The sequence below is a fragment of the Streptomyces sp. NBC_00358 genome (genome assembly GCF_036099295.1).
Taxonomy (GTDB): domain Bacteria; phylum Actinomycetota; class Actinomycetes; order Streptomycetales; family Streptomycetaceae; genus Streptomyces.
Genome location: NZ_CP107976.1, coordinates 8,623,877 through 8,647,994 on the forward strand (window position 1 = coordinate 8,623,877; position 24,118 = coordinate 8,647,994).

22 protein-coding genes are annotated in these 24,118 nt (G+C 71.9%); 12 read left to right on the forward strand and 10 right to left on the reverse strand.

All coding sequences use genetic code 11. The features are described 5' to 3' along the window. The first annotated feature begins 79 nt into the window (after window positions 1-79). From OHT01_RS36920 to OHT01_RS36935, 4 genes are all read left to right on the forward strand, one after another. A complete protein-coding gene (locus OHT01_RS36920) occupies window positions 80-244 on the forward strand; it encodes a hypothetical protein (protein WP_328557463.1) in 165 nt (54 codons plus the stop codon). Then, window positions 234-1,157: a YihY/virulence factor BrkB family protein gene (locus OHT01_RS36925; RefSeq protein WP_328557464.1), complete on the forward strand. Its 924-nt coding sequence runs from the start codon at window positions 234-236 to the stop codon at window positions 1,155-1,157. The genes OHT01_RS36920 and OHT01_RS36925 overlap by 11 nt, the downstream gene beginning before the upstream one ends. Before the next feature lie 81 nt (window positions 1,158-1,238). Next, complete coding sequence (locus OHT01_RS36930) at window positions 1,239-1,517, forward strand: GlsB/YeaQ/YmgE family stress response membrane protein (RefSeq protein WP_328557465.1); 279 nt, start codon at window positions 1,239-1,241, stop codon at window positions 1,515-1,517. 384 nt (window positions 1,518-1,901) lie between these two features. Beyond that, entirely contained in the window at window positions 1,902-3,110 is a 1,209-nt protein-coding gene (locus tag OHT01_RS36935; protein ID WP_328557466.1) for a cysteine desulfurase-like protein, read from the forward strand. A gap of 88 nt (window positions 3,111-3,198) precedes the next feature. Here OHT01_RS36935 and OHT01_RS36940 read toward each other — a convergent pair whose 3' ends face one another. Continuing rightward, window positions 3,199-4,440 (reverse strand): L,D-transpeptidase, encoded by a 1,242-nt coding sequence (locus OHT01_RS36940; RefSeq protein ID WP_328557467.1) that lies wholly within the window; start codon window positions 4,438-4,440, stop codon window positions 3,199-3,201. Window positions 4,441-4,918: 478 nt separating this feature from the next. Here OHT01_RS36940 and OHT01_RS36945 point away from each other — a divergent pair, with 478 nt between their 5' ends. Then, entirely contained in the window at window positions 4,919-5,665 is a 747-nt protein-coding gene (locus OHT01_RS36945; RefSeq protein WP_328558397.1) for an SGNH/GDSL hydrolase family protein, read from the forward strand. Window positions 5,666-5,892: 227 nt separating this feature from the next. Here OHT01_RS36945 and OHT01_RS36950 read toward each other — a convergent pair whose 3' ends face one another. The 4 genes from OHT01_RS36950 to OHT01_RS36965 all read right to left on the reverse strand — a co-directional run bounded on the left by OHT01_RS36950 (window position 5,893) and on the right by OHT01_RS36965 (window position 10,390). Then, window positions 5,893-6,939, reverse strand: coding sequence for a MerR family transcriptional regulator (locus OHT01_RS36950; protein WP_443043565.1), 1,047 nt, complete (start codon window positions 6,937-6,939; stop codon window positions 5,893-5,895). A 473-nt stretch (window positions 6,940-7,412) separates the two neighbouring features. Continuing rightward, the gene (locus OHT01_RS36955) at window positions 7,413-8,300 is read right to left on the reverse strand and encodes an oxygenase MpaB family protein (protein ID WP_328557469.1); all 888 of its coding nucleotides are present in this window, start codon (window positions 8,298-8,300) and stop codon (window positions 7,413-7,415) included. A 318-nt stretch (window positions 8,301-8,618) separates the two neighbouring features. Beyond that, window positions 8,619-9,569: an ornithine cyclodeaminase family protein gene (locus OHT01_RS36960; protein ID WP_328557470.1), complete on the reverse strand. Its 951-nt coding sequence runs from the start codon at window positions 9,567-9,569 to the stop codon at window positions 8,619-8,621. Further along, on the reverse strand, window positions 9,566-10,390 hold the full coding sequence (locus OHT01_RS36965) for an IclR family transcriptional regulator (protein ID WP_328557471.1): 825 nt from the start codon (window positions 10,388-10,390) through the stop codon (window positions 9,566-9,568). Before OHT01_RS36965 ends, OHT01_RS36960 begins: the two co-directional genes overlap by 4 nt. Before the next feature lie 141 nt (window positions 10,391-10,531). On the opposite strand from OHT01_RS36965, the gene OHT01_RS36970 reads away from it, so the two are divergent. Together OHT01_RS36970 and OHT01_RS36975 are read left to right on the forward strand one after the other, a co-directional pair. Then, the gene (locus OHT01_RS36970; protein WP_328557472.1) at window positions 10,532-11,920 is read left to right on the forward strand and encodes an amidohydrolase family protein; all 1,389 of its coding nucleotides are present in this window, start codon (window positions 10,532-10,534) and stop codon (window positions 11,918-11,920) included. Further along, entirely contained in the window at window positions 11,917-12,996 is a 1,080-nt protein-coding gene (locus OHT01_RS36975; RefSeq protein ID WP_328557473.1) for a dipeptidase, read from the forward strand. The genes OHT01_RS36970 and OHT01_RS36975 overlap by 4 nt, the downstream gene beginning before the upstream one ends. A 76-nt stretch (window positions 12,997-13,072) precedes the next feature. Here OHT01_RS36975 and OHT01_RS36980 read toward each other — a convergent pair whose 3' ends face one another. Further along, window positions 13,073-13,762, reverse strand: coding sequence for a hypothetical protein (locus OHT01_RS36980; protein ID WP_328557474.1), 690 nt, complete (start codon window positions 13,760-13,762; stop codon window positions 13,073-13,075). 317 nt (window positions 13,763-14,079) lie between these two features. Between OHT01_RS36980 and OHT01_RS36985 the strand changes: the two genes are divergently transcribed. Beyond that, window positions 14,080-15,429: a transaminase gene (locus tag OHT01_RS36985; protein WP_328557475.1), complete on the forward strand. Its 1,350-nt coding sequence runs from the start codon at window positions 14,080-14,082 to the stop codon at window positions 15,427-15,429. Between the two features lie 44 nt (window positions 15,430-15,473). After that, window positions 15,474-15,914 carry an Lrp/AsnC family transcriptional regulator gene (locus OHT01_RS36990; protein WP_328557476.1) on the forward strand — a complete coding sequence of 147 codons (441 nt, stop codon included), beginning with the start codon at window positions 15,474-15,476 and terminating at the stop codon, window positions 15,912-15,914. 18 nt (window positions 15,915-15,932) lie between these two features. On the opposite strand, the gene OHT01_RS36995 is transcribed toward OHT01_RS36990, so the two are convergent. Then, complete coding sequence (locus OHT01_RS36995; RefSeq protein WP_328557477.1) at window positions 15,933-18,143, reverse strand: FUSC family protein; 2,211 nt, start codon at window positions 18,141-18,143, stop codon at window positions 15,933-15,935. A gap of 367 nt (window positions 18,144-18,510) precedes the next feature. Here OHT01_RS36995 and OHT01_RS37000 point away from each other — a divergent pair, with 367 nt between their 5' ends. Continuing rightward, window positions 18,511-19,194, forward strand: a complete 684-nt coding sequence (locus tag OHT01_RS37000) for a GNAT family N-acetyltransferase (RefSeq protein WP_328557478.1) — start codon at window positions 18,511-18,513, stop codon at window positions 19,192-19,194. Between the two features lie 379 nt (window positions 19,195-19,573). Here the strand turns inward: OHT01_RS37000 and OHT01_RS37005 are convergent, their stop codons facing one another. After that, window positions 19,574-21,028 (reverse strand): MFS transporter, encoded by a 1,455-nt coding sequence (locus tag OHT01_RS37005; protein WP_328557479.1) that lies wholly within the window; start codon window positions 21,026-21,028, stop codon window positions 19,574-19,576. A 183-nt stretch (window positions 21,029-21,211) separates the two neighbouring features. Between OHT01_RS37005 and OHT01_RS37010 the strand changes: the two genes are divergently transcribed. Both OHT01_RS37010 and OHT01_RS37015 read left to right on the forward strand, forming a co-directional pair. Then, the gene (locus OHT01_RS37010) at window positions 21,212-21,667 is read left to right on the forward strand and encodes a MarR family winged helix-turn-helix transcriptional regulator (RefSeq protein ID WP_328557480.1); all 456 of its coding nucleotides are present in this window, start codon (window positions 21,212-21,214) and stop codon (window positions 21,665-21,667) included. Between the two features lie 86 nt (window positions 21,668-21,753). Next, a complete protein-coding gene (locus OHT01_RS37015; RefSeq protein ID WP_328557481.1) occupies window positions 21,754-22,335 on the forward strand; it encodes a 3'-5' exonuclease in 582 nt (193 codons plus the stop codon). Window positions 22,336-22,448: 113 nt separating this feature from the next. Here the strand turns inward: OHT01_RS37015 and OHT01_RS37020 are convergent, their stop codons facing one another. Continuing rightward, window positions 22,449-23,198 (reverse strand): hypothetical protein, encoded by a 750-nt coding sequence (locus OHT01_RS37020; protein ID WP_328557482.1) that lies wholly within the window; start codon window positions 23,196-23,198, stop codon window positions 22,449-22,451. Between the two features lie 46 nt (window positions 23,199-23,244). Further along, window positions 23,245-24,090: a MerR family transcriptional regulator gene (locus OHT01_RS37025; RefSeq protein ID WP_328557483.1), complete on the reverse strand. Its 846-nt coding sequence runs from the start codon at window positions 24,088-24,090 to the stop codon at window positions 23,245-23,247. Window positions 24,091-24,118: the final 28 nt, after the last annotated feature.

Consider the following 24,118-nt stretch of genomic DNA (forward strand, 5'->3'; position numbering starts at 1 on the left):
GCGTGGAAGGAGAGCCCCGACCGACTCCGCCAGGAATGGAGCCGGGAACGCCGGCCGGACCGGCGCCGAGAGGTGAGGGATGAACAGACAGATCGCCGGAATGTTCCCGGAGGCGCGGGACGTCGCCGCCCCACGCCGGGACCCCGCCCATGACGTCGCCCGGGTTCCCGCCCGGTTCCCCGCCAGGGACCTCACCCGGGCACGGACCGCCGGCCACCCCCACCGGACCGCGCATGTCCGCTGAATCCCGGCCGAACGGCGCCATCGGCGCGGCCCGTCCGGCACGGCTGCGCCGGTACGGGCCACGGCTGCCCGCCCTCTGGTGGCCCGCGCTGCGCCGCACCCCTGTCTCGATGTGGAACGACGACGTCTCCGACTGGGCGGCCGCCCTGACGTACTACGCGATCCTGGCGGTGCTGCCGGCCATGCTCGTCACGGTCATCGCCTTCGGTCTGATCAGTCCGGACACCGCCGAGCAGTTCATCGCGCACGTCAGCGCCTACGCACCGGCGCAGTCGGGGGCTGAACTGCACCAGGCGCTCGGCGAGATGCTGCGGCAGCGATCCGCCGCCTGGACGCTGCTGGTCGCCGGTGCGGCGAGCGCGCTCTGGTCGGCGTCGAGCTACCTCGCGGTGTTCCGCCGAGCCCTGCACCGCATGCACGACGTGGCGGACCGCCGCTCGGTATGGCGCACGGCGCACCGCCTGGTGCTGACCGCGCTGGCACTGCTCGGGCTGCTCGTCGTGAGCGCGCTCGTGCTGCTGCTGACCGGCCCCGTGGCCGAGGCGGCCGGCCGTGTCTTCGGGCTGGACGGCACGGTGGCCGTGGCCTGGAACCTGCTCCGCTGGCCCCTGTTGATGTGCCTGGTGGCCCTGCTCGTACTCGTCGTGTTCCATACGGGTCCGCCCGCCGCCCGCCGTCGCCGGTACAGCCTGCCCGGGGGCATCCTGGCGGCCTTCCTCTGGATGGCCGTCTCAGCCGGATTCGCCCTGTACGCCTCCGGCTTCGGTGCCTACAGCAGGCTCTACGGCTCTCTCGCGGGCCCCGTCGTCTTCCTCGTGTGGCTGTGGCTCTCCAACCTCGCGCTGCTGGCCGGAGCGCAGTTCGCGGCCGAACTGAACGGGGCCGCGGCGGCACGGCATCGGGCAACTGTCTGAGGTTCACAGGTTTGTTCTGGCCCGGACGGCGCACACGGACTGAGGAAGTCACATCTTGTACGGACGGACGGTGGAGGAACTGTGGGCATCATCGCTTGGATTCTGATCGGGTTGCTTGCCGGTGCCATCGCCAAGCTGCTCCTGCCGGGCAAGGACCCGGGCGGGATCATCATCACCATGCTGATCGGCGTCGCGGGAGGCCTGCTGGGAGGCTGGCTGGGCAAGGTCGTCTTCGGCGTCGACTCGATCGACGGGTTCTTCGACGGGTCGACCTGGATCGCCGCCATCGCCGGATCGCTGATCCTGCTGATTCTGTACCGGGTGCTGACGGGCAACCGCCGGTCGCACCGCCACGCTTGAGGGGCCCAAGGCCCGCTCGACGCGTCATGACCCACGGCCTGGGGCCGGCACCGGAGCTTCCGGATGCCGGCCCCAGGCCGTACGTCGTCCACCGGAGGTCCGTCCGAGTGAACCCGGCGCGCATTTCGGAGTGCGCCCCCGGGCGAGGGGTACCGGTGGGCCAAGCCGCGGGTTGGGAGCAGCAGTCTCGCGGGCCAGCACTCCTGGGGCGTCCCGGGACACCTGGGAGTGCGCCCAGGACTCCGTGACGCCTTCCCACCGCTGCGGGCGTCCTGCCATGATCACCGCAGAACGTGTGCGTCCGCCCGATCACGGGCTCCCGCCCGCCGGAACCCGCTCCGGGCCGGCCGGCGCGGGCCGCGACGCCGCCCGTGAGGAGCCCGAGTGACGTACGACGTCGGCGCACTGCGCGCCGAGATCCCCGCCCTGCTGTCCGGAGTCGCGCACTTCGACGGTCCGGGCGGCACGCAGACTCCGGCCCGGGTCGCCGGGGCGATCGCGGACGTACTCACCGGCCCGTTGTCCATCCGGGGGAGCCTGACCCCGGGAGAGGTGAACGCGGAGGGCCTCGTCCAGGGTTTCCGGCAGGCCGTGGCCGACCTGGTGGGCGGTCATCCCTCCGGGGTCGTCTTCGGCCGCAGCGCCACCCAGCTCACGTACGACGTCTCCCGTACGCTCGCGAAGGACTGGGCCCCCGGTGACGAGGTCGTCGTCAGCCGCCTCGACCACGACGCGAACATCCGGCCCTGGATCCAGGCGGCGGAACGGGCCGGCGCCCAGGTGCGCTGGGCGGACTTCGACCCGGAGACGGGCGAACTCCCGCCCTCGGCGGTGGGCGACCTGCTGTCCGAGCGCACCCGGCTGGTCGCGGTCACGGCCGCCTCGAACCTGATCGGGACCGTGCCCGACGTCGCCGCGATCTCAGGCCTGGTCCACCGGTACCCGCGGGCACTGCTCCATGTGGACGGGGTGCACTACGCGGCGCACGCCTTCGTGGATCTCGGCCGGCTCGGTGCGGACTTCTTCGTGTGCTCGCCCTACAAGTTCCTCGGCCCGCACCACGGTGTTCTGACCGCCTCGCCGGAACTGCTGGAGCGGCTGCGGCCGGACAAACTGCTGCCGTCCACCGACGCGGTTCCCGAACGATTCGAACTGGGCACCCTGCCCTACGAGTTGCTCGCCGGCACCACCGCCGCGATCGACTTCCTCGCCGGACTCGGCGGTGACGGGACGGGCGGGCGCAGGGAGCGGCTGCGGTCGGCCTTCGCGGCGATCGAGCGGCACGAGGGCGCGCTGCGCGAGCGACTGGAGGAGGGCCTGGCCGCGTTGCCCGGTGTCACGGTCCGCTCGCGGGCGGCCGATCGCACGCCCACCCTGCTGCTGACGTTCGACGACCGTGACGCGGCCGCCGCCTGTGCGTTCCTGGCGGCCCGGGGCGTGCACGCTCCCGCCGGATCGTTCTACGCGCTGGAGGCGTCCCGGCATCTCGGCCTCGGTGACACCGGTGGTCTTCGCGTCGGCCTCTCGCCGTACAACGACGAGGGCGACGTGGAACGACTGCTGGAGGGCCTGGCGTCCTTCGTGCGCTCGTAGGCGTCGCGAGCCGGCGACGGCGAATCCAGGCCGTGTTCGTCCCGCCACCGGCCTGGAGTTCGCCGGTGCCGAACCGACAGGCGTGGCGTCAGTTGGACGCGCTGCCCGATACCCACTCGCTCCACGGCATGTTCCAGTCGCCGAGGCCGTTGTCCGGGGCCACCTTGGCCTTGTCCGTGGAGTTCTTGACGATCACGACGTCACCGACCAGCGAGTGGTCGAAGAACCACGCGGCGGGCTGCGTGCCGTCGCCGGCGTTCCTGACGTCCTTCAGACCCACGCAGCCGTGGCTGGTGTTGACCTTGCCGAAGACCGAGTTGCCGCCCCAGTAGTTGCCGTGGATGAACGTGCCCGAGTCGGTCAGGCGCATGGCGTGCGGTACGGCCTTGATGTCGTACGAGGGCTTGCCGTCCTTCTCCGTGAGGCCGACGGTCGACGCGTTCATGTGGACGTGCCTGAACTTCTCGGAGATGACCATCCGGCCGTTGTACGTCGGGTGCTCGGCGCTGCCCGACGAGATCGGGATGGTCTTGATCGTCTTGCCGTCCCGTACGACGGTCATCTGCTTCGTGCTCGCGTCGACGGTGCTGATCTGGCTCCGGCCGATCTTGAACGTGGCCGTCTTCCGGACACCGTCGAGGTCCATCTTGACGGTGACGGTGGAGCCGGGCTTCCAGTAGTGCTCGGGGCGGAAGTCCAGACGGCTGTTGTTGAGCCAGTGGCCGACCACCTGCTCGCCGCTGCTGGAGCTGACCTGGATCTTCGACGCCACCCCGGCCTTGTCGCCGATCGCCTTGTCGAAGGTGAAGCTCACCGGCATGCCCACACCGACGGTCGAGCCGTTCTCGGGGGAGAGGTGCCCGAGGAAGTCGTTGGCCGGGGAGACCGTGGAGATCGCGGCGTTCGTGGTGGCGGAGCGGCCCTGTGCGTCCTCGGCCTCCGCGGCGACCAGATATCGGGTGGCCTGCTTCAGCGGGGCGTTCGGTTTCCAGGACGTGCCGTCCGCCGACAGGGTGCCCGGAACCTCGGTACCGGTCGCGGTGGCGGTCATGGTCACCTTGGTGAGCACGCCGTTGCTGACGGTGACACGCACGGGGGCGTCGATCCCGACGCCGTGGACTCCTTGCCCGGTCGTGATCCTGATTCGGGCGTCCGAAGCGTCCTGGGCGGCCGTCTTAGGCGCCTGCGTCTGTGTCTGTGTCTGCGTCTGCGTTTCCGGGTGGGCCCCGGTGTCGTTGGTGGCGGCGTAACTGGTACCGCCCAGCGCCGTGAGTGCGAGTGCGCCGGCCGTAGCTATCAGCCCGGTGTGTCGCTTGCGTACGGTGATCAAACGCTTCTCCCATGCCGCTGGTTGCTGGATACCTGGAGCCCGTCACCGAAGGGGCGATCGGCTCCAAAGAAGCATTTTTACTCTTTAGTCCGTTTTGGGGGAGGGGTTTGTGGCGGGTTTCACGCGTATTGGCCTTGTCTGTCGGTGATCCCGTAGGGCCGTGTCGAGCCCTCCGGACCGGGCGCTTCGGGGCCGGGCGCCGGGCCCGGCATCGCGGGTCCCGGCGGCCGGGGTGACCGATCTCGTCGTCGGCGCCCATCGCGCGGGCTCTCCCGCCGCTGCTCCTCCTCCAGGGTGCCCCGCGTCCGCGTGTGTTTCCGTGACGTCAAACGTGATGTTGAATACGGAAACAATTTTGACATGAACACTTCCGTCAAGTGGTTGCCGGTTGTACTAAATGAGGGCCAGCTTTCCCGCTCAGGGAGGTCCTGTGAGACGCGTCAAATTGCGATCCACCCTTGTCGCCCTCGGTCTCGCGATGATGTTCGGCCTGGTGCTGACCGGCCCGGCGCACGCCGCCGGGCCGGCCTATGCCGCGCTGGGGGATTCGTACTCGGCCGGCAACGGCGCAGGGAACTACGACAGTTCGAGCGGAGACTGCCACCGCAGCCTCAGCGCCTATCCCTACCTGTGGAAGAACGCCCACGCACCGTCCTCGTTCGCCGACACTTCCTGCTCCGGCGCGGTCACCACGGATGTGACGAACAACCAGCTCGCCCCGCTGAACTCCTCCACCGGCCTCGTCTCCCTCACCATCGGCGGCAACGACGCCGGCTTCTCGGACGTCATGACCACCTGCGTGACCGGCTCGGACACCGACTGTGTCAATCGCGTGACCACGGCCGAGAACTACGCCCGGAACACACTCCCCGCTCGCCTGGACGCCACCTACGACGCCATCCGCGCCAAGGCGCCCAATGCCAAGGTGGTCGTTCTGGGCTACCCGCACATGTATACGCTCAACGTCTTCTGCGTCGGCCTCAGCGCCACCAAGCACAGCAAGATCGACGAGGCCTCGGACGTCATCGACAGCGTGATCGCCGGCCGTGCCGCCGCCCACGGCTTCGTCTTCGGAGACGTCCGCACCGCGTTCGGCGGTCATGAGCTGTGCTCCAGCGACGGCTGGCTGCACTCCCTGGTGGTCTCGCCGAGCTGGGAGTCCTACCACCCCACCGCCACCGGCCACGCCAGTGGCTACTACCCCGTCCTCAACGCCAACAGCTGACCTCCCCCGGGGGGTGAGCCGACCAGGCCGGCCCCCGGACCTCCCTCGTCAAACGCCGGGCCCGCCCCTGTCGGCCGCTTCGGCGGCCGGCCTCCGCGGAAAAGGCACTCGTCGTCACGCGGACGAGTACAGGCGGGGCGCGATCGAGATCGTGCGGTGGTCAGGCGAGCGCGGCCACCTGGTCCTGACCTGACGACCTCGTTCACGGCTCACCGTGCACGAGGTCGTCAGTCGTCCCGCGCGGTGAGCAGACGGAGTGCTTCGGCCAGGTTCCGCGGCTGGAGCAGCCCGGGACCCGGCGGGCCGCTCCAGCCGGGTCCGCCGAGAAGGACCCGGCTCCGGGTGCGTGCTCCCCGCACTCCCCAGCGCGTCTCGGCGATGTGCCGGGCGAGCGGAAGGTTCGCCGTCGACCGCGACTGCGACCACAGGACGACCGCCGGAGGGCCGAGGCGCCGCACCGCCGACATGAGCGCCTCGGACGGGACGGCTCCGCCGAGCGTCAGAGCGGGTACCCGCAGCTCGGCCAGCGCGGAGTTGAGCGCCTCCAGCGGCATGGTGTGCTGCTCGTCCGGAGCGCAGGCCAGCAGTACGGGCGAGGCGATGGCGTGCGGTCCGTTCTCCGCGGCGGCCGCGTAGACATGCCGCAGGGTGGCGGAGACGTGCCAGGACAGGAGGTGCTCGACCTCGACGTAACGGTCCCCCGAGGACTCCCATTTGCGGCCCACCGCCCGCAGAGCGGGCACCATCACGTCCTCCCAGGCCCTGGTGAGGCCGAGGGTCCGGACCGCGGCCGCCAGTTGTTCCTGCACGGCGAGGGCGTCCAGCCGGACGGCGGCCCGCGCGAGCCCCCGGCACTCCGGGCCCACGTCACCCAACGGCAGCCCGGTGCCCGACCGTGAACCCGGCGATCTCGGACCCGGAGCCGGAGCCGGAGCCGGAGCCGGAGCCGTCGGCGGCTCGGCGATCCGGACGTCGGCCGGAGTCCGGCCGACGAGGAGGGGCGACACCGCGACACTGCCGCGCGCCGCCTCCTTTGCGGCCCGGGCGGCCTCCGCGGGAGGCAGGCCGGCGGCGGTCAGCCGGCACATCTCCCCGACCATGGCCACGTCGTCGGGAGACCATCTGCGGTGGCGGCCGTCCGCCCGCACCGCGGGCCCCAGCCCGTACCGGCGGTCCCAGGAGCGCAGCGTCGTGGGCGACACCCCGAGCCTCCGTGCCAGGAAACCCGTGGTCACTCCCGCGTCGGCGGCCGGTGCGGTCTCGCGGGCGCTCACTTCCACGGGGCGGCCGGATCGCGAAGAGCGGGCGCTGTTCCGGCGGAAGGGGCCCGCCACCCGCGGGGGGACGGGTCAGGCGTACGGCTGCAGCGGTTCATGACGGGCCTCGCCTCGATTCCGGAGCCGTCAGGGACCGACCGGTCCGCCGGGCTCACCCCTGCTTCGGCGCGGGGCGGCACTCCGGATGCAAGAACCGCCCGTCCTGGCGACGGGACAGCCCGGCATCCCCTTGGGCGGCACCGCGCCGGGCCCGCCGAGGACTCACCTTCCGGGCGCTCCTGGTCGGGTCGAGCCGAACCCCGTCGAGCCGAAGCCGGGTCGAACCGAGCCGAAGCGGGTCGAGCCGAACCGGGTCGAGCTGGGTCGTTTCGAACCGAGGCCGGTCGGATCGGGGCCGGTCGGATCGGGGCGCCGAGGCCGGGGAGGCCGTCGCGCCATGGGCCGAGACCCTGTGCGGTCGGCCGCGTCCGTCACGCGACCGGCGTGACGCTTCGCGCGCGCTGAGGCGCCATCGCCCAGCGCACGGCCGATGTGAAGGCGGTGCCCAGCGGGCGTACGCACACGCTGTCCACCAACTGCATTCGGGGCAGCCGTAGTTCGGCGGCGGCCCAAGTGGGCAGCAGGGACACCGCGTTCGCGGCGAGCACGCCGTACGGGAGGCGGGCCACGAGCGGCACGGGCGGGTTCAGCAGCAGGAACCGCGCCGCGTCGCGAGCTTCCGGGGTCGCCCGGATCTCGCCGCGGTACGCGGACAGCCGATCGGCGAGCTCGGCACGGTTCGTCGGCGCGTCCAGGACACCCAGCGCGGCGGCGACGCGGGCCGTGTCCGCCACGTACGCGTCGCAGTCGGCACCGGACAGCGGACGGGCGCCGTACCGCTGATGCGCGCGCAGGAAGCTGTCGATCTCCGCGACGTGGACCCAGCCGAGGAGGTGCGGATCCGCCGCGTGATACGCCGTGCCCCGCGAGGTGACGCCACGCACCCGCTCATGGACCGCCCGAACCCGGTCGCAGGCCTCCTGGGCGCTCTCGGCCGTTCCGTACGTCGTCACCGCGAGGAAGGTGCTGGTGCGCTGGAGTCTTCCCCAGGGGTCCCCGCGGAAGCCCGAGTGCGCGGACACGGCGGCCATGGCGAGCGGGTGGAGCGACTGGAGCAACAGCGCGGAGAGCCCGCCGATGAACATCGACGCGTCTCCGTGCACCGTGCGGATGGGGCGGTCGGGGCCGAACCAGCGAGGTCCGGGCGTGCCGTGGATACGCGCGCGGTTCTTCGGTCCGTCCGGGCCCGCGACCCTGGTGAACAGGGCGCTGCCCAGCCGTTCCCGCACTCCGCCGCCGTCCGCTCCGGTCAGTCTCATCAAGACGATGGTCTCCCTTCGCGTCGAGTTCCCGCGGCCGCGCGACCTGTCGGGGACCGCCGGTCGATCGGCCGGCCGGCGCCACCCGGTGGACCGTCCCCGGCCGAGTCGGCGCGCCGGGTCCCGCGGATGCGGTCCGCGACCTCGGGTTCCGGGGCCGCGCACCGACGGAAGCACCTCCCAGCATGCCCGAACCCGGGGAGGAAGGTCCACGGGTACCCGGGGGCCACTGGACGACGCGCCCGACGAGGACGCTTGGCCGCGTACCGGTGGTGTCCTGTGGCCATCGCATCGGCACCGGGCATGTCGGGACACGGCTCACAGGGTGATGCGGGTGCCCCATTCCTCCGCTCGGGCGACCTCGTGGGCGACGTGCGCGGCGGCGACGTCGAGCGCCGCGTGCCCCGTCGACTTGAACAGGGTGAGTTCGCCGTCGTCGGCCCGGCCGGGGTGTTCGCCGCCCAGGACCGAACCGAGAAGGATCACCGACCGCTCGGGCGGGAGGTCCTGCAGCTCATGGGCGCCGGAGGGAGGCCGGGTCGTGGCGGCGCCGTGCCATTCGGCGAAGAGGGAGGAGTCCCGGACGGTGTCGGCGTCCAGTTCGGGCCCGTGGGAGCCGCCCACCGAGCTGATGTGCGTGCCGGGAGCCAGCCATGCGCGGCGGATCACCGGTCGCACGGCGCCGGTGCAGCAGAACACCGTGTCGGCCTCGCGCACCGCCGCCTCGATGCTGTCCGTGACCCGGCCTGCCGGGTGGAGCGCGGCGACGCTCCCGGCGCGCTCGGGATCGCGTCCCGCGACGGAGACGGGCGTCGCGGGATCGAGCGCCGCGAGCAGCGCGACCTGGGCACGGGCCTGGGCACCGGTTCCGACGACGGCGATCTGGGTGGCGTCCGGACGGGCCAGCGCCCTCGCGCTCAACGTGGCGGTCGCCGCGGTGCGGACCTCGGTGAGTGACTCGGCGTCCATCAGGGCCAACGGGCGGCCGTCCACCTCGTCGAACAGCGCGACGATGCCCCGGTGCGTGCTGCGTCCCGGCCGTGCCGGGTCGGCGAACACGGAGACGAGCTTGGCCGCGAGCCCGAGACCGGGCACATGGCCGGGCATGGCACCGAGCAGTCCGCCCGGGGCGTGGGCGGCGATCCGCGGCGGCACCGAGACCTCGTCACGGCCGACGGCGACGAGGGCCGTGGCCACGGCGTCCAGCACGCGCCGCGGGTCGAGTGCGGCGCGCGTCTGCGCCCCGCCGAGGAAGAGGAGCTCGCTCATACCGGACCTTCGGTGGAGATGGAGGTGGAGCTGGACGCGGGCGTGGACGGCGACGTGACCGTGGACGGGGACGAAGGCGCAGGGCCGGAGAGGATCCGCGTCAGCTCGTCCGTCGCGTTCCGCAGGTGCGCCCGCAGGTGCGGAAGCCGCTCCTCGTCGAACTCCGCGCCCAGTCCGACCAGGGTGAGGGCGCATACGGGCACTCCCGGACGGGTGAGCACGGCACGGGCCAGCGAGGCGACCGGCTGTTCGTTGCGCCCGTACTCGACGGCGAATCCCGTCCGTTCGGCGCGCTCGATGTCGGCGAGCAGTCCGTCGGGTCCGGCCAGCGGGTACCCGCCCTGCTCCGCCGCACGCAGATAGGGGACCCGGTCGGCCGACGGGAGGGACGCGACGAGGGCGAGCGGACCGGCGAACCGGTGAACGGGCAGGGCCTCGCCGGTCAGGCTGCTGATCATCGCCAGACGGTCGGGGCGTACGACATCGATCACGCGCGAGCGGTCGGCCTCCGGCACCTGGAGGTTGACCATCATGCCGGTGCGCTCGGACAGCGCGGTGAGAACCGGCCGGGCGAGCGCTCCGAGTGAGTTCCTGGCCGCCGAGGACGACAGTTGCAGGACCGCCGTGCCGGGCAGATAGCGGTCACCGGCGCGCAGCACCCAGCCACGCCGGACCAGGTCGACGAGAACGCGGTAGGCGGTCGCGCGATGCAGCCCGACCTCCTCGGCCAGGTCGGTCAGACGCGGGGGTTGGGACGCACGGGCCACGGCCTCGACCAGGTCCAGGGCCTTGTCCACGGCGGTACGGGGTGCTTCGGGCAATTCCGACCACTCCTTGTGGCGTCGTGAGATGCGAGCGTACGGTAGCGCATGTTGCAGGAGACGATACGTCTGTTACGTAGAGCGTAACAATGGCTCGACAGGGCCGATCCTGATCCGGACAGAGCGACTACTGAGGTGAAGATGACGGACGAGGCTTCGGGCGCACCGGCCCCCCACGCGCCCGCGGTGACAGGGGCTGTCGCGGTGTACCGCGGCGCGACGCTGTTCGACGGAACCGGGCGGCCGGCCAGGGGTTCGACGTCGATCGTGATCGACGGCCCCGTCATCCGCGCCGTCGGGGACGACGCGGAGATCGCCGGGAGCCTGCCCGCCGACGCCCAGGTCTTCGACCTCGACGGCCGCTTCGTCGTCCCCGGTCTGATCGACGCGCACCAGCACATCGCGACGCCGCCCGACCGGCCGGCCGCCGAGGTGGTGCTGCGACGGCTCGTCCACAGCGGGGTCACGGCGATCCGCGACATGGCCGACGACCTGCGCCAGGTGGGGGACCTGGCGAGGGCGACGCTCGTCGGCGAGATCCCCGGCCCCGACATCCGGTACGCCGCGCTGATGGCGGGTCCCGGCTTCTTCGTCGACCCGCGCACCCACCAGGTGTCCCAGGGCGAGACGCCCGGCGCGGTGCCGTGGATGCAGGCGATCACGAAGGACACCGATCTGCGGCTGGCCGTCGCGCTGGCGCGCGGAACGCACGCCTCCGCCATCAAGGTGTACGCGGACCTCGACCACACCACCGTCGCCGCGATCACCGCTGAGGCGCACCGCCAGGGCGTCCCCGTCTGGGCGCACGCCACCGTCTTCCCCGCCACGCCCGGCCAGATCGTCGCGGCCGGCGCGGACAGCGTCTCGCATGTCACCCTGCTCGCGTTCGAGGGCACGGACGGACCTCTGATCAGCTACAAGAACAAGCCGCCGGTCGAGTACGGGCGGTTCGCCGCCGGCGACGACCCCCGTATCGAGGAGCTCTTCGCCCTGATGCGGCGGAAGGGCACCGTCCTGGACGCCACCGCGGGCATGTGGGCGAGCGAGGCACTCGCGGGCGAGGGGTCCGAGGACGCCGCGCGGGCCGCGGCCAACACCGAACTCGCCGCGGTGCTCACCGCCCAGGCCCACCGCGCCGGTGTGGACATCGCCACCGGCACGGACTACGAGACCGATCCCGTTGACCCCTTCCCCGCCCTGTACGACGAGTTGGCGTTCCTCGTGAACCGCTGCGGGATGTCGCCCGCGCAGGTGCTGCGCTCGGCCACGCTGATCGGCGCCCGGAGCGCCGGTGCCGAGGACATCATGGGAAGCGTCGAGGCGGGCAAGCTCGCCAACTTCGTCGTCCTGGACGACGATCCGCTGCGGGACATCGAGCATCTGCGCAGCGTCACGCTGACCGTCAAGCGAGGGCGGCGCTTCGAGCGGCGCGACTTCGAGCGCGCCACCGGCGCCGGTCCGTCCGACCGCGTCCGGACCCCCGGGGCCGAGGAGCCCGCAGCGACCCACCCCGTCGAGGAGACCCGATGACCGCCCTGCCCATGATCATCAACGCGCTCGGGCAGCTCGACAACCCGAACGCGCCCCGGTCGGCCGAGGCCGCCGCCGAGCTCAACCCCTCCAGCGAGCAACTGACCATCGACGCACGGACGTTGGCCGACGCCAGCGCCTCCGGCCTCACCGCCGTCAACATCACGCTCGGCTACACGATGGGCGATCTGCCCCCGTACGAGCACACGTTGCACGAGATCGCGGTCTGGGACCGGATCATCCGGGACAACGCGGCCGACCTCCTCAAGGTCCGTACGGTCGCCGACCTCCACCGGGCCAGGGCGGAGGGCCGGACCGGTGTCATCTACGGCTTCCAGAACGCCGTCGCGATCGGCGAGGACACCGGGCGCGTCGCCACCTTCGCGGACCTCGGGGTGCGGGTCGTCCAGCTCACGTACAACCAGGCCAACCACATCGGCGACGGCTCGATGGCACCCGCGAACCGGGGGCTGAGCGACTTCGGCCGGAGCGTCGTCGAGGCCCTGGACGAGCACCGCCTCATGGTCGACCTCTCCCACAGCGGGGAGCGCACCTGTCTGGACGCCGCCAAGATGGCACGACGCCCGGTGTCGATCAACCACACCGGTTGCCGTGCGCTCGCCGACCTCCCCCGCAACAAGACGGACGAGGAACTGCGCCTGGTGGCCTCGCGCGGTGGCTTCGTGGGCATCTACTTCATGCCCTTCTTGAACGTGTCCGGTCACGCGACGGCCGCGGACGTGGTGGAGCACATCGTCCACGCGGTCGATGTGTGCGGCGAGGACCACGTCGGCATCGGCACCGACGGGCCCGTCACGTCCATCGACGACCTCGACACCTACCGCGCCCATCTCGCCGAGCACGTGGCCCTGCGCCGCGAGGCCGGCGTCGGCGCGGCGGGGGAGCGGGACGACACGCTCCCCTTCGTGCTCGACCTGCGCGGAGTGGACCAGTTCCGGGACCTCGTGCGCCTCCTGGAGCAGCGTGGCTTCGGATCGGAGCGCATCGAGAAGATCCTCGGCAGGAACTTCCTGGACTACGCCGACCGGGTGTGGGCCCCGGAGGTCTCCGGCTAGGTGATCGTGGCACCGGGGCGGCCGGGCCGGTGGCCGGGCCCGCGGACCGGGCGCGCGAGACCGACCCCGTTGCCGGTCACCCGAAAGCCGGCAGCCCGGTGACCCGTACACGGGCGAACGGGTTTCCCGCCGAGGCCGTCTCGGCGGTCGCCGGGCCGCTGGGGTCGGGCGACGGTGACGCCGTGGCCTCTCCGGGGGTGCCGCTCGGGGAGGCGGTCGGGGAGCCGGACGCCCCGGCGGCCGGGGTCGCGGGAGCGACGCCCGGAGGTGTCGCACTGGCCGTAGCGCTCGGCGGGACGGCCGAGGGGGAGGGTGCCGCGCTCGCGCCCGGCTGGGAGGGCCGAACCGCGGACCCGACCGCGCCGGCCCGCTGGGTGCCGGCCGGGCTGCCCGTCGGCGCGGGCACGCCGCCCCCGGACACCTCGCGCGGACTCGCGGACGCGTCCCCGGGTCCCACGGGTGACGGGGACGGGCTGCCCGTGGGCCCCTCCTGGACGCGCGACGCGTCGCCCTCGGCCGAGACGTCCTTGTGCTTGCGCACCCCGTGCGGCAGGGGCAGCCAGGGCGCGGCCGAGTCGCCCCCGCTCACCAGGGCGACCAGAGCCGTGCCGAAGCAGACGCAGGACACCGCGACGACCCAGCCCGCACTGCGGAGCCAGGAGCGCCGCCGCCCGCTCGCGTCGACGAAAACGGCTCCCTCGCCGGACGTGACGACTTCCGTCCGGCTCGGTCCGGCGCATGCCGACTCCCCCGTGATCCCTGCCATGCTCCGCTCCTTGACGATGCCTGTCGCCGGCCGCACGTGGGCGACTGCGCGCTGATGTTCGGATGGCGACTCCGCTCTGATCCAGGGATACGAAAGAGATCGCTGGTTGACTCATTCCGACCGGTTGTGATGGATCTGAGGCGGGTTCGGTTCGATAGGACGGCTGCCGAATCGTGCGTCAGGACAGTCGAATCGATTGTTTGTGCAGCAGAATCATTCGTCGGACCTTGCTTCGACGGCGTATGCGTTCGTACTCTTGCTGAATCCGCTCGTCGACCGGGTCCGCCTTCAGCGCTCACCCACAGAGGAGTCCCTCGATGGACCGCACTCGCCTGCAGCAGCTCCTGGCTCGTGAGAGCGCCGAGGCCGAACACCGCAATCCGCGGTCGAGGGCCGCGTACGAGCGAGCCGACCATCTCTTCGGCAGGGTGCCGATGACCTGGATGAACAAGACCGCGGGAGCCTTCCCGCGGTACCTGGACACCGCGCGCGGCGCCCGGATCACCGACATCGACGGCCACGAGTACATCGACTTCTGCCTCGGGGACACGGGTGCCATGGCCGGTCACTCCCCGGAGGTGGTGGCCGAAGCGGTACGGACCCGGTTCGCCGAGAGCGGCGGCGTGACCGCGATGCTGCCCACCGAGGACGCGGAATGGGTGGGAGCCGAACTGACCCGCCGCTTCGGGCTCGCGCGCTGGAGCTTCTCGCTCACCGCGACCGACGCCAACCGCTGGTCCATCCGGCTGGCACGCGCGGTCACCGGCCGCCCCAAGATCCTGGTGAACAGCTACAGCTACCACGGCAGCGTCGACGAGTCGCTGATCGTGGTCGGCCCGGACGGGCACGGCGCGGCCCGCCCCGGAAACGTCGGCGCCCCCTGCGACGTCACCCTCACCAGCCGCGTCGCCGAGTTCAACGACCTGGAGCAACTGGAGCGCGAACTCGCCCACGGCGACGTCGCCGCCGTGCTCATGGAACCCGCGCTCACCAACATCGGCATCGTGCTGCCCGAGCCGGGTTACCTGGAGGGCGTCCGCGCCCTCACACGCCGGTACGGGACCCTCCTCATCAACGACGAGACGCACACCTTCTCCGCCGGCCCCGGTGGCTGCACCGCCGCCTGGAACCTGGAGCCGGACATGCTCACGATCGGCAAGGCGATCGGCGGAGGGATCCCGGCCGGCGCCTACGGGCTCTCGGCCGAACTCGCGGACAAGCTGCTGGGCCGCGCCGACCTCGACCTGGTCGACATGGGCGGGGTGGGCGGCACCCTCGCCGGGAACGCCCTCTCCACCGCGGCGACGCGCGCGACCCTGGAACACGTCCTCACCGACGCCGCGTTCGACACGATGACCAAGCTCTCCGAACGCTTCGAGGCGGGTGTGCGGGCGGGAATCGACACCTGGGGCCTGCCGTGGTCGGTGAGCCGGCTCGGCGCCCGTACCGAATACCGGTTCGCCGACCCCGCGCCGCGCACCGGAACGGAATCCGCCGCGGCGGCCGACACCGAGCTGGAGGACTTCCTCCACCTGTACCTCGCCAACCGGGGCATCCTGCTGACCCCGTTCCACAACATGGCGCTCATGTGCCCTTCGACCACCGAGGAGGACGTGGACCGCCACACCGACGTCTTCGCCGCCGCCCTGGCCGAACTGGTGGGCTGAACGGCGCCGTTAACCTTGGACCGGGTCAGCCGGAGAGGAACAGCGTGGACGAGATCGACCGGGCCATCCTGCGCGAACTGCAGATCGACGGCCGTATCGCCTATGCCGAACTCGGCCCCAAGGTCGGGCTGTCGGCGTCGGCGGCCCGTCAGCGCCTGCAACGCCTGCTCGACTCGCAGGCCGTCCAGGTCGTCGGGGTCACCGACCCGATGGGCATGGGCGGTCAGGCGATGGCCCTGCTCGGCATCGCCGTCGACGGCGACCCCCGAGCGGTCGCCGACGCGCTGGCCGAACGGGCCGAGGTCGTCTACTCGGTGCTGACCTCGGGCGGCTTCGACCTGTTCGCCGAGGTCGTCTGCCCGGGACCGCGTGATCTGCTGGACTTCGTCAACGACGTCGTACGGCAGATCGAAGGCGTCCGGCAGGTGCAGTCGTTCCCCTACTTCGGGATCCACACCCACCGGTTCCTGTGGAACGTGGGCTGAGCGCTTCCCCCGCCACGGCTACCGTGCCACGCTCCGCGACACCTTCTTGCCGGGCTTGTCGGGCTTGTCGGGTGTGGAGATCGGCACCCCCAGCGGGCGGGCCAGCCCGATCACCCCTTCGTCCAGGCGCTGGAGATGCCGCAGGACCCGGCCCGTGACGCGGTCGTGGCGGGGCGCGTCCGGGGTCTGCGGCTCCAGCATGGCGGCGAGGCTCGCACCGGTCTCCGCGACTCCGTCACCCGCGTCGTCCTTGACCCGCGCGACGAGGACCTCGATGTTGTGGCCGATCCGACGGCCCGCCAGCTTGAGCCGGGGATCCGCGCCGACGGTCCTGCTGTAGGGGACGAGTTCGGCCGTGGCCGCCAGCGACCGCGCGTGATAGGCGCACGTCTCCAGCAGGGCGACGATGTAGCGGGCGGTCTGACGGCGATTCCGCCACGGAGTGATCGGATGGGTCAGCGGTTTGGTGGAGGCCCGCAGATCATCCAGCGCCGAGTCCAGGTCTCGGGCCTTGTCCAGCAGATCGAGCGCGATCCCGCCGCTGAGCTGCTCCACCGCCGCGCCACTGGCGTCACCGAGCCGGGTGAGCACGGTCGCGAGGAGTTCGTCCGTACGGCGGTCGGTCGGTACGGGGAGGACCAGTGCGGCCGCGATCACCCCGCAGACCGCGCCGAGCGCCGTCTCCTCGATCCGCAGGACGAGTACCGCGGGACTGTACGTGTTGAGCACCGTGTACAGCAGTCCCAGCATCGCCGTGACGAAGAAGGACTGCAGGGCGTACGACAGTGGGCCGGTGAAGTACATGGCGAAGATGAACAGCAGCACCAGCGCGAACGCGGTCCAGGTGTGGTCGCCCACCACACCCGCCATGCCCACACCCGCGATGACGCCGAGGACCGTGCCCAGCAGCCGGCGATAGCCCTTGACCAGGATCTCCCCGGTCGACGAGGTGTTCAGGAAGACGACCCAACAGGTCAGCACCGCCCAGTACCACCGCTGCGGGAAGAGCAGCTCACCGCCGATGATGGCGAGCGCCGAACCGACCGAGACCTGCACCGCCGCCCGGGTCGTGGGCCGGTCCAGCCCCGCGGGGCGCGGCTCGTCCCGCTCCTCCTCGGCGACGATGGCGACGTCCTCGGCGTCCAGCTCCTCACGGGAACGTGTCGTCTCGGGGGAGTCGTCGGACTCGTCCTCGGGTCCGTCGAGCGCCAGGCGCAGCCCCAGGGCGGCGCGCGCCGTCTCTCCGATACCGCGGAAGACATCCTGCACGACCGCCGGGACCCGGGGAAGATTCTCCTCCTCCCGGTATCCGAGCAGCCGGTTGCGCACCTGCGCCATCCCGGCGCCGTCCCCGGCGGAGGACGGACGGGTGACCAGCAGCCGCAGTGCGTCGAGATCACGGTGCAGGATCGCGGTCGTCTCGTCCTGCGCCCGGAGCCGGTCACCGGGTGCGGGCAGGGGCGCGTTCGGCAGGTGCAGGGCGAGCGTGTCGGCGCTCTCGGCGCTGCGCGCCGTGAGGATGAGCAGACCGAGCCGCTCGGCGGCGATCTCGGCATCGGCGATCCGCCGCTGGAGCAGCGAGGCGGTCGTGCTGTCGCTGGTTCCCTCCTCCAGACGGTTCTGGATCATCATGGCGCTCTCGTGCAGCCGCGCGGTGTGCACTCGTACGTCGTCCAGGGCATCCTCGACGTCGTCGGGATCGGCGTCGAGCAGCTCGGTCTGGGCGGACACCAACTGGCCCACGCGGGCCCGGAACGCCTTGCGTAGCCGTTGGAGGACGCGCTCGGGCGTCTCGACGACGAGGACGAAGCGGGCCAGCGCGCTGCAGGCGAAGGCGAGGGCGAGGGTGGCGTACAGCCCGGGAAGCTCGGTGCGGCCGGCTCCGAGGAACAGGGAGATGAAGTAGATCTGGAAGCCGATCAGCCCGAGAGCCGTACCGCGGTCACCGTACCGGCGGCAGTACACCGCCACGAAGATGAGCGCGATGAAACACACGTCGCCCGCGACCACATGGCTGCTCAGCAGCGCGCCCAGCGACATCGCGACGACCGCCACGGGCAGGCCGAGCGCCAGCGTGCGGGCCTGCTCCCGGCGCTGTTTCTCCTTGATGGCGAACGTCGCGACCATGGCGGTCGTGGCGCCGGGCACCATCTGGCCGACATCGGCTCCGAGCAGACCGAGAACGGCGAGCGCGAGGGCGACGGCACCGACGGTCCGCAGTCCGGCCATGAGCCGCAGCAGACCCGGATCGGATGCCGAGAACCGGTTCCAGATGCCCGCCCGACTCGGCCGTGCCACTGTCCTCACGCCGCCACTTGTCCCCGCTTCCGCGCCATGATCCGGAACTCCAGCATGGCACCGTGCGGCGCCGTGTGCCGAGTGTGCCCGCCCGGGAACGGCGGCGCACTCCTCAGGGGGCCGCACGGTGACGGGTCCGTCCGCGCGGAGGGCCACGGTGCACCCTCGGTCGGCCCACGCCCGCTCGCGGCGGCGCGCGGGGAACTCCGGGGGCCTCGGCGCATCCGGTGGCGATCGTCGTGCGGCAGTCGGGTCCGGCATCTTGTGGGAGCGCTCCCAAGGCGTCAGGATGCCGCACATGAACCCTTTGCCGATCATTCGCGCCTACCGGCCCGCCGACCGTGCCGCGGTCGCCGACGTATGTGTGAGCACCGCGGACGAGGGAGGGGACTCGCGGGCCCGGTTTCCCGACGAGGAGCTGATGCCCGCGATCTTCGCCGAGCCCTACTGCCGTCTGGAGCCCGAGCTGGCCTTCGTCCTGGACGACGGGAGGGGCCGGGCGGTCGGGTACGTGGTCGGGACCGGGGACACCGCGGAGTTCGTCGCGCGGTTCCGCGACACCTGGATCCCGCGGATCGCGCACCGCTATCCCGCCCCCACGACACCGCCCCGCACGCCGGCCGAGGAGATGGTCGGGCTGCTGCACACCCCCGAGCGCATGATCCTGCCCGAGCTCGCCGGCCATCCGGCGCACCTGCACATCGACCTGCTGCCGGACTTCCAGCGGCGCGGCCACGGACGAGCGCTGATGAACACCTTCCTCACCGCACTGCACGACCGCGGTGTGCCCGCCGTCCACCTGGGCATGGTCACCGCCAACACGCCCGCCCGCGCGTTCTACGACCGTCTCGGCTTCTACGAGATCCCCGTCGACGACCCCGGCCCGCTCACCTATCTGGGCAGGTCGACGGTGGTGGAGGCGGTTGCGCGCGTCGAAGGGGCGCGGGCCGTTCCCGTGGCGGGAGACGCCGGGCGCCCGTAGCCGCACGGCCGCCCGCCGTGGGACGCGTTCGTGCGGGGCGCCCCGTCGCGGCGCCGCGACGGGGTGGTGCCCGCCATCGCGGCCGGCGTGACGGGAGCCCGGCGCTACCGGCACGGGCCGCGCCGCCCCGGTTTCGGCGTCGGCGTCGGCCGGGCGTACTGGTGCGTCGGGTCCGTGCGAGGGGCAGGGCCGCCGGGTCCCGCGGGGGCGGGAGTGCCGGTTCCTGCGCGGGCGGGCGTGCCGCTTCCGGTGCGGGACGGGTGTGCGGGCCCTTCCCCTGGGTGTGCGCCGGTGCCGTCACATGGCAGCGCCGGTGTACCGGTTCCGGCGGTCGACGGGTCGCAGGGTCGCCGGAACCGGTACGGGGAGTACGCGAACCTCAGTGTGCGGCCGCGGCCGTTTCCGGGGTGGCGGCGGGGCCGGCCTTGTCGCCACCGACGGCGGCACGGGCTGCCGGGATCACGGCGGCGATGGCGGCGGCCACCAGGGCGACGCAGCCACCGACGATGAGGCCGGTGCGGAAACCGCCCTCGGAGGTGAAGGTGTAGCCGGCCGCGCTGGTCGTCATCTGGGCGAGGATGACGCCGACGACCGCCGCGCCGACCGAGGTCCCCAGGGAGCGCATCAGCGAGTTGAAGCCGTTGGCGGCGGCGGTCTCGGAGAGCGGGACCGAGCTCATGATCAGGGCCGGCATCGCACCGTAGGCGAGGCCCACGCCGCTGTTGATGACCATGCCGGTCAGCATCAGACCCCAGGCCGTACCCATGAGGGCCAGCGCCAGTCCGTAGCCGAGGGCGATGACGAGGACGCCGCAGATCAGCGTGAACTTGGGGCCGCGCGCGTCCGTCAGCTTCCCGCCGAACGGGGAGACGATCATCATCATGATGCCGCCGGGTGCCATCCACAGGCCTGCCGCGAGCATCGACTGGCCCAGGCCGTAGCCGGTGGCGTCGGGGAACTGGAGCAGCTGCGGGATGATCAGCATGCTGGCGTACATGCCGAATCCGACGAAGATCGAGGCGACGTTGGTGAGCAGGACCCGGGGGCGGGCCGTGGTGCGCAGGTCGACCAGCGGGTCCTTGGTGCGCAGCTCCCAGGCGCCCCAGGCGGCCAGGACCACCACGGCGGAGACGAACAGGCCGAGCGTCGTCGTGGAGCCCCAGCCCCAGTCGGCGCCCTTGGAGACGCCGAGGAGCAGGCAGACCAGGCCGACGCCGAGCCCGAGCGCGCCGAGGACGTCGAAGCGCTGACCCTTGGCGCTGGCCGGCACGTCCGGGATGAGGAACCAGATCAGCGCTCCGATCGCGACGGCGAGCACGGCGGAGCCCCAGAACAGCACGCGCCAGCTCGTGTACTGGGCGACCGCCGCGGAGATGGGCAGGCCGAGACCGCCGCCGATGCCCATGGAGGCGCTGACCAGCGCGATGGAGGAACTCAGCTTCTCGGCCGGCACCACGTCACGCAGCAGGGCTATGCCCAGCGGGATCATGCCCATGCCCATTCCCTGCAGACCCCGCCCGACGATCATCGGGACGACGGACGAGGAGAGCGCGCACACGACGGAGCCGACCACGAGCGGGACGGAGCAGGCGAGCAGCATCCGCCGCTTGCCCAGCAGGTCGCCCAGACGGCCGGAGACCGGGACGCAGACGGACGCGACCAGCAGGGTGACGGTGATCACCCAGGCGGAGTTCGCGGGCGTGGTGTGCAGAATCTGGGGCAGCTCGGCGATGAGCGGAGTGACCAGCGTCTGCATGATCGCCGCCACGGTGCCGGCGAAGGCGAGCGTGGCGACCACGCCGCTTGCTCGGGCGTTGGGCTGGGGGGCGTCCATGAGGGACTCCTCGGGTCTGTCTGCGGGCAACGGATGTGCATCGTACATGCCGTATGTATCGCGCATGTGGTGTGACTCATGCATGCGATGTGGCTCGTGCACGCGGGTGTGGGACCATGGAGCCGGGCCGTACCGACAGGCGCGGGACGCGCGGCTCAGGTGACAGCGGGAGGCGGCAGGCGGATGGTCAGGCCCACACACGAGGTCGAGTACGAGCAGATGCTGCTCAGCCGCCATGGACTGATGAACCACAAAGGCGGCCGGACCAAGGACGGTGTCCTGGAGCGCAGTGCCTACATCCTGCTCAGCCGGATCCGGGTCCAGGGGCCGATGTCGATCGGTGAACTGAGCGACGCCTTCGGGCTCGACGCCTCCACCCTCAACCGGCAGACGGCCGCGGCGAAGCGCGCCGGGCTCGTCGAGCGCATCCCCGACCCCGACGGCGGCATGGCCCGCAAGTTCCGCATCACGGACGAGGGGGTGCGGCTCCTCGACGAGGAACGGCAGGGGCTCATCGGTTCCCTGGACCGTGTCATGGCGGACTGGCCGGAGACGGACATCGCCGCCTTCGCCTCCTATCTGCGGCGCTTCAACACCGACATCGAGCGCATCGGCGGCCGTCCGTGGCCGCGTCCGTGAGCCGGCGGTCCGACTGCCGTCCGACCTCGGCCCCGTAGCGGAAAACCCGGTGCCCCGGCCGCGCGCCGCCACCTACGCTGGTCCGCGTGAACAGGGCCGGGGGACTGCTGAACGTCGTCGATGTCGAGGCGACCTGCTGGGAAGGCGCGCCGCCGCCCGGAGCCGTCAGCGAGATCATCGAGATCGGCCTGACGGTCGTCGATCTGGACAAGGGCGTACGAGTGGAGAAGCACCGCCTTCTCGTGCGGCCCGCGCGGTCCGAGGTCAGCGCGTTCTGCACCGAGTTGACCGGGCTGACTCCGGGCGAGGTCGCGGAGGGGCTCGAATTCGCCGGCGCCTGCCGCGAGTTGGCGTCGCGTCACCGTACGGGGGAGCGGCCGTGGGCGAGTTGGGGCGACTACGACCGGCATCAGTTCACCCGCCAGTGCGCCGCCACGGCGACCCCGTACCCCTTCGGGCACCGGCACACCAACGCCAAGGCGGTCTTCACCGCCGCGCACGGACTGCGGAAGCGGCCCGGTATGGCGCAGGCCCTGCGCATCGCGGACCTCCCCCTGGAAGGCAGACATCACCGCGGCGAGGACGACGCGTGGAACATCGCCGCCCTGATTCTCGGCCTCGCGGCGCACGGGACTTGGCCGCCCGAGGCTTCCGCGCCGCGGACCTGAGCGCCCGCACATCCTCCCGTACGTCTTCTCGCACGTGTTCGCGTCGCGCGTCTTCCCACCGCGCGTCTTCGTGCCGCCGCTCGCACCGGCCGGGAGACGCCAAGACCGGCACGTCATCGTTCCGTCGGGCCCGGCACCGGTCCCGAGGTGGCGGAATTCCCTTCCAGCGTGAACCAGGGCCCGCGGTCCAGGCGGTCCTGGACGACCTCGCGCGCGTCGCGATCGGCGATCCGATCGGTGAGGTACTGGGCGCGGGCCTTGAGTTCCCCGGCGTCCGGGGCGCCGCCGGCCGCGGCCGTCCGGGCCCGGATCTCGGCGGCGAAGGCGATGTCCCAGTCGGCGAATTCGCCGGGATGCGCCGCGATCAGTTCCGCGTAGCGCGGGGCGTGCCGGGCGGCGGTCTCGGGGCGGCCGATGGCCAGGGCGGTCTGTGCGATGGTGTATTCGGCGCGGCCGTGGTTGGCGGGGGTGCCCGCCTCCAGCCAGTGGTAGCACGCCGCGTAGGCCTGATAGAGAGCGCGGTCCTGCTCGGCGCGCGGGGTGCCGGGCGTGAGGTCGAAGAGCAGGTCCCCCAGCGCGTTGTTCAGCTCCACGGCGAACCAGCGGTGCAGGTCGCGTTCGCGTGGCCGGCGGCTGCCGAACGCGGAGACCACGTCCTGCCAGCGGGCGAAGCCGTGTTCGAGCGCGATGACCCGCTGCGCGTCGCCTATGGAGAACCGGCCGATGTCCACCGGTCCGGTCCTGGCCGCGCGCTCGGCGGCGCCGGGCTTGCCGAGCCGGACGGCCAGGCGCAGGTCCTTCGCCTGGGTGCGCAACTGCCCCAGGTCGGCCTGGGCCGGAAGGTTGGGGGTGGTGCTGGTCATGGTGGCGGTCCTTCAGGTCGGGTGGGTGTGGGGTTCTCGGACGGGTTCACCAGAAGCGCGGCTGGGCGGGGATGCCCTCCAGGTCGGTGAGGACCAGTTCGCGGTCGTCGTCCTCGGCGATGTTCTCGGCGGCGGCCAGGGCCTGCTCGGTCCAGGCACGGGCCTGCTCCTTGTCGCCGGCCACCGCGTGGGCGCGGGCCAGGGACTCGTAGGCGTAGGCCAGGTCCCAGTCGCCGATGCCGTGGGCCAGGCAGATCTCCAGGCCCCGCCGGGCGTGATGGAGGGCGGGCTCGGCCCGGCCCAGCACCGCGTAGACCCGTGAGCACTGCCATTCACCCCGGCTGAGGTTCACCGGGGTGCCCACCTGGCCCCAGTGGTGGCGCGAGGCGTGTGCCATGTGCAGCATCCGGTCGTCGTCCTCGACGCTGCGGTCCTCCTGCTCCAGCAGCCGCCAGACCCCGTTGAACAGGTCGACGGCCAGCCGCCGTTCGTCGCCCGCGGCACCCGTGTCCTGCGTGTCCTGGTCGGTCATCGCGGCGGTGACTCCGTCCTCGATCAGATGGTCGGTTCGGTGCAGGTCGGCCCGGACCCGGTCCAGGCGTGCCTGGAGCCGGCGCCGGTGCTGGACCAGGATCTGCCGGATGGCGGTCTCGTCGTCCGGCCGGGCCAGGCAGGCACGTACTTGGTCCAGCGGTACGTCGACCGAGCGCAGCAGCCGAACCAGCCGCGCGAGCGCGACCTGGTCGGTGCCGTAGAGCCGGTACCCCGAGTCGGAGTCGACGACGGCGGGCGCCAGCAGCCCCACCCGGTCGTAGTGCCGCAGCGCCTTGGCGGTCAGGCCGACACGGCGCGCCAGTTGGCCGATCGTGATCAGCTCAGGTCCATCCACCATGCCCCGAACCTAGAACCTTGCCCCGCGG

Coding starts and splice junctions, on each gene's coding strand:
- OHT01_RS36945 (WP_328558397.1), top strand. CDS start 4,919: ATGATGTTCGGCCTGGTGCTGACCGGCCCGGCGCACGCCGCCGGGCCG.
- OHT01_RS36985 (WP_328557475.1), top strand. CDS start 14,080: ATGGACCGCACTCGCCTGCAGCAGCTCCTGGCTCGTGAGAGCGCCGAG.
- OHT01_RS37025 (WP_328557483.1), bottom strand. CDS start 24,090: ATGGTGGATGGACCTGAGCTGATCACGATCGGCCAACTGGCGCGCCGT.
- OHT01_RS36980 (WP_328557474.1), bottom strand. CDS start 13,762: ATGGCAGGGATCACGGGGGAGTCGGCATGCGCCGGACCGAGCCGGACG.
- OHT01_RS36975 (WP_328557473.1), top strand. CDS start 11,917: ATGACCGCCCTGCCCATGATCATCAACGCGCTCGGGCAGCTCGACAAC.
- OHT01_RS36955 (WP_328557469.1), bottom strand. CDS start 8,300: ATGAGACTGACCGGAGCGGACGGCGGCGGAGTGCGGGAACGGCTGGGC.
- OHT01_RS36925 (WP_328557464.1), top strand. CDS start 234: ATGTCCGCTGAATCCCGGCCGAACGGCGCCATCGGCGCGGCCCGTCCG.
- OHT01_RS37020 (WP_328557482.1), bottom strand. CDS start 23,198: ATGACCAGCACCACCCCCAACCTTCCGGCCCAGGCCGACCTGGGGCAG.
- OHT01_RS36920 (WP_328557463.1), top strand. CDS start 80: ATGAACAGACAGATCGCCGGAATGTTCCCGGAGGCGCGGGACGTCGCC.
- OHT01_RS36995 (WP_328557477.1), bottom strand. CDS start 18,143: ATGGCCGGACTGCGGACCGTCGGTGCCGTCGCCCTCGCGCTCGCCGTT.
- OHT01_RS36960 (WP_328557470.1), bottom strand. CDS start 9,569: ATGAGCGAGCTCCTCTTCCTCGGCGGGGCGCAGACGCGCGCCGCACTC.
- OHT01_RS37000 (WP_328557478.1), top strand. CDS start 18,511: ATGAACCCTTTGCCGATCATTCGCGCCTACCGGCCCGCCGACCGTGCC.
- OHT01_RS37010 (WP_328557480.1), top strand. CDS start 21,212: ATGGTCAGGCCCACACACGAGGTCGAGTACGAGCAGATGCTGCTCAGC.
- OHT01_RS37005 (WP_328557479.1), bottom strand. CDS start 21,028: ATGGACGCCCCCCAGCCCAACGCCCGAGCAAGCGGCGTGGTCGCCACG.
- OHT01_RS36970 (WP_328557472.1), top strand. CDS start 10,532: ATGACGGACGAGGCTTCGGGCGCACCGGCCCCCCACGCGCCCGCGGTG.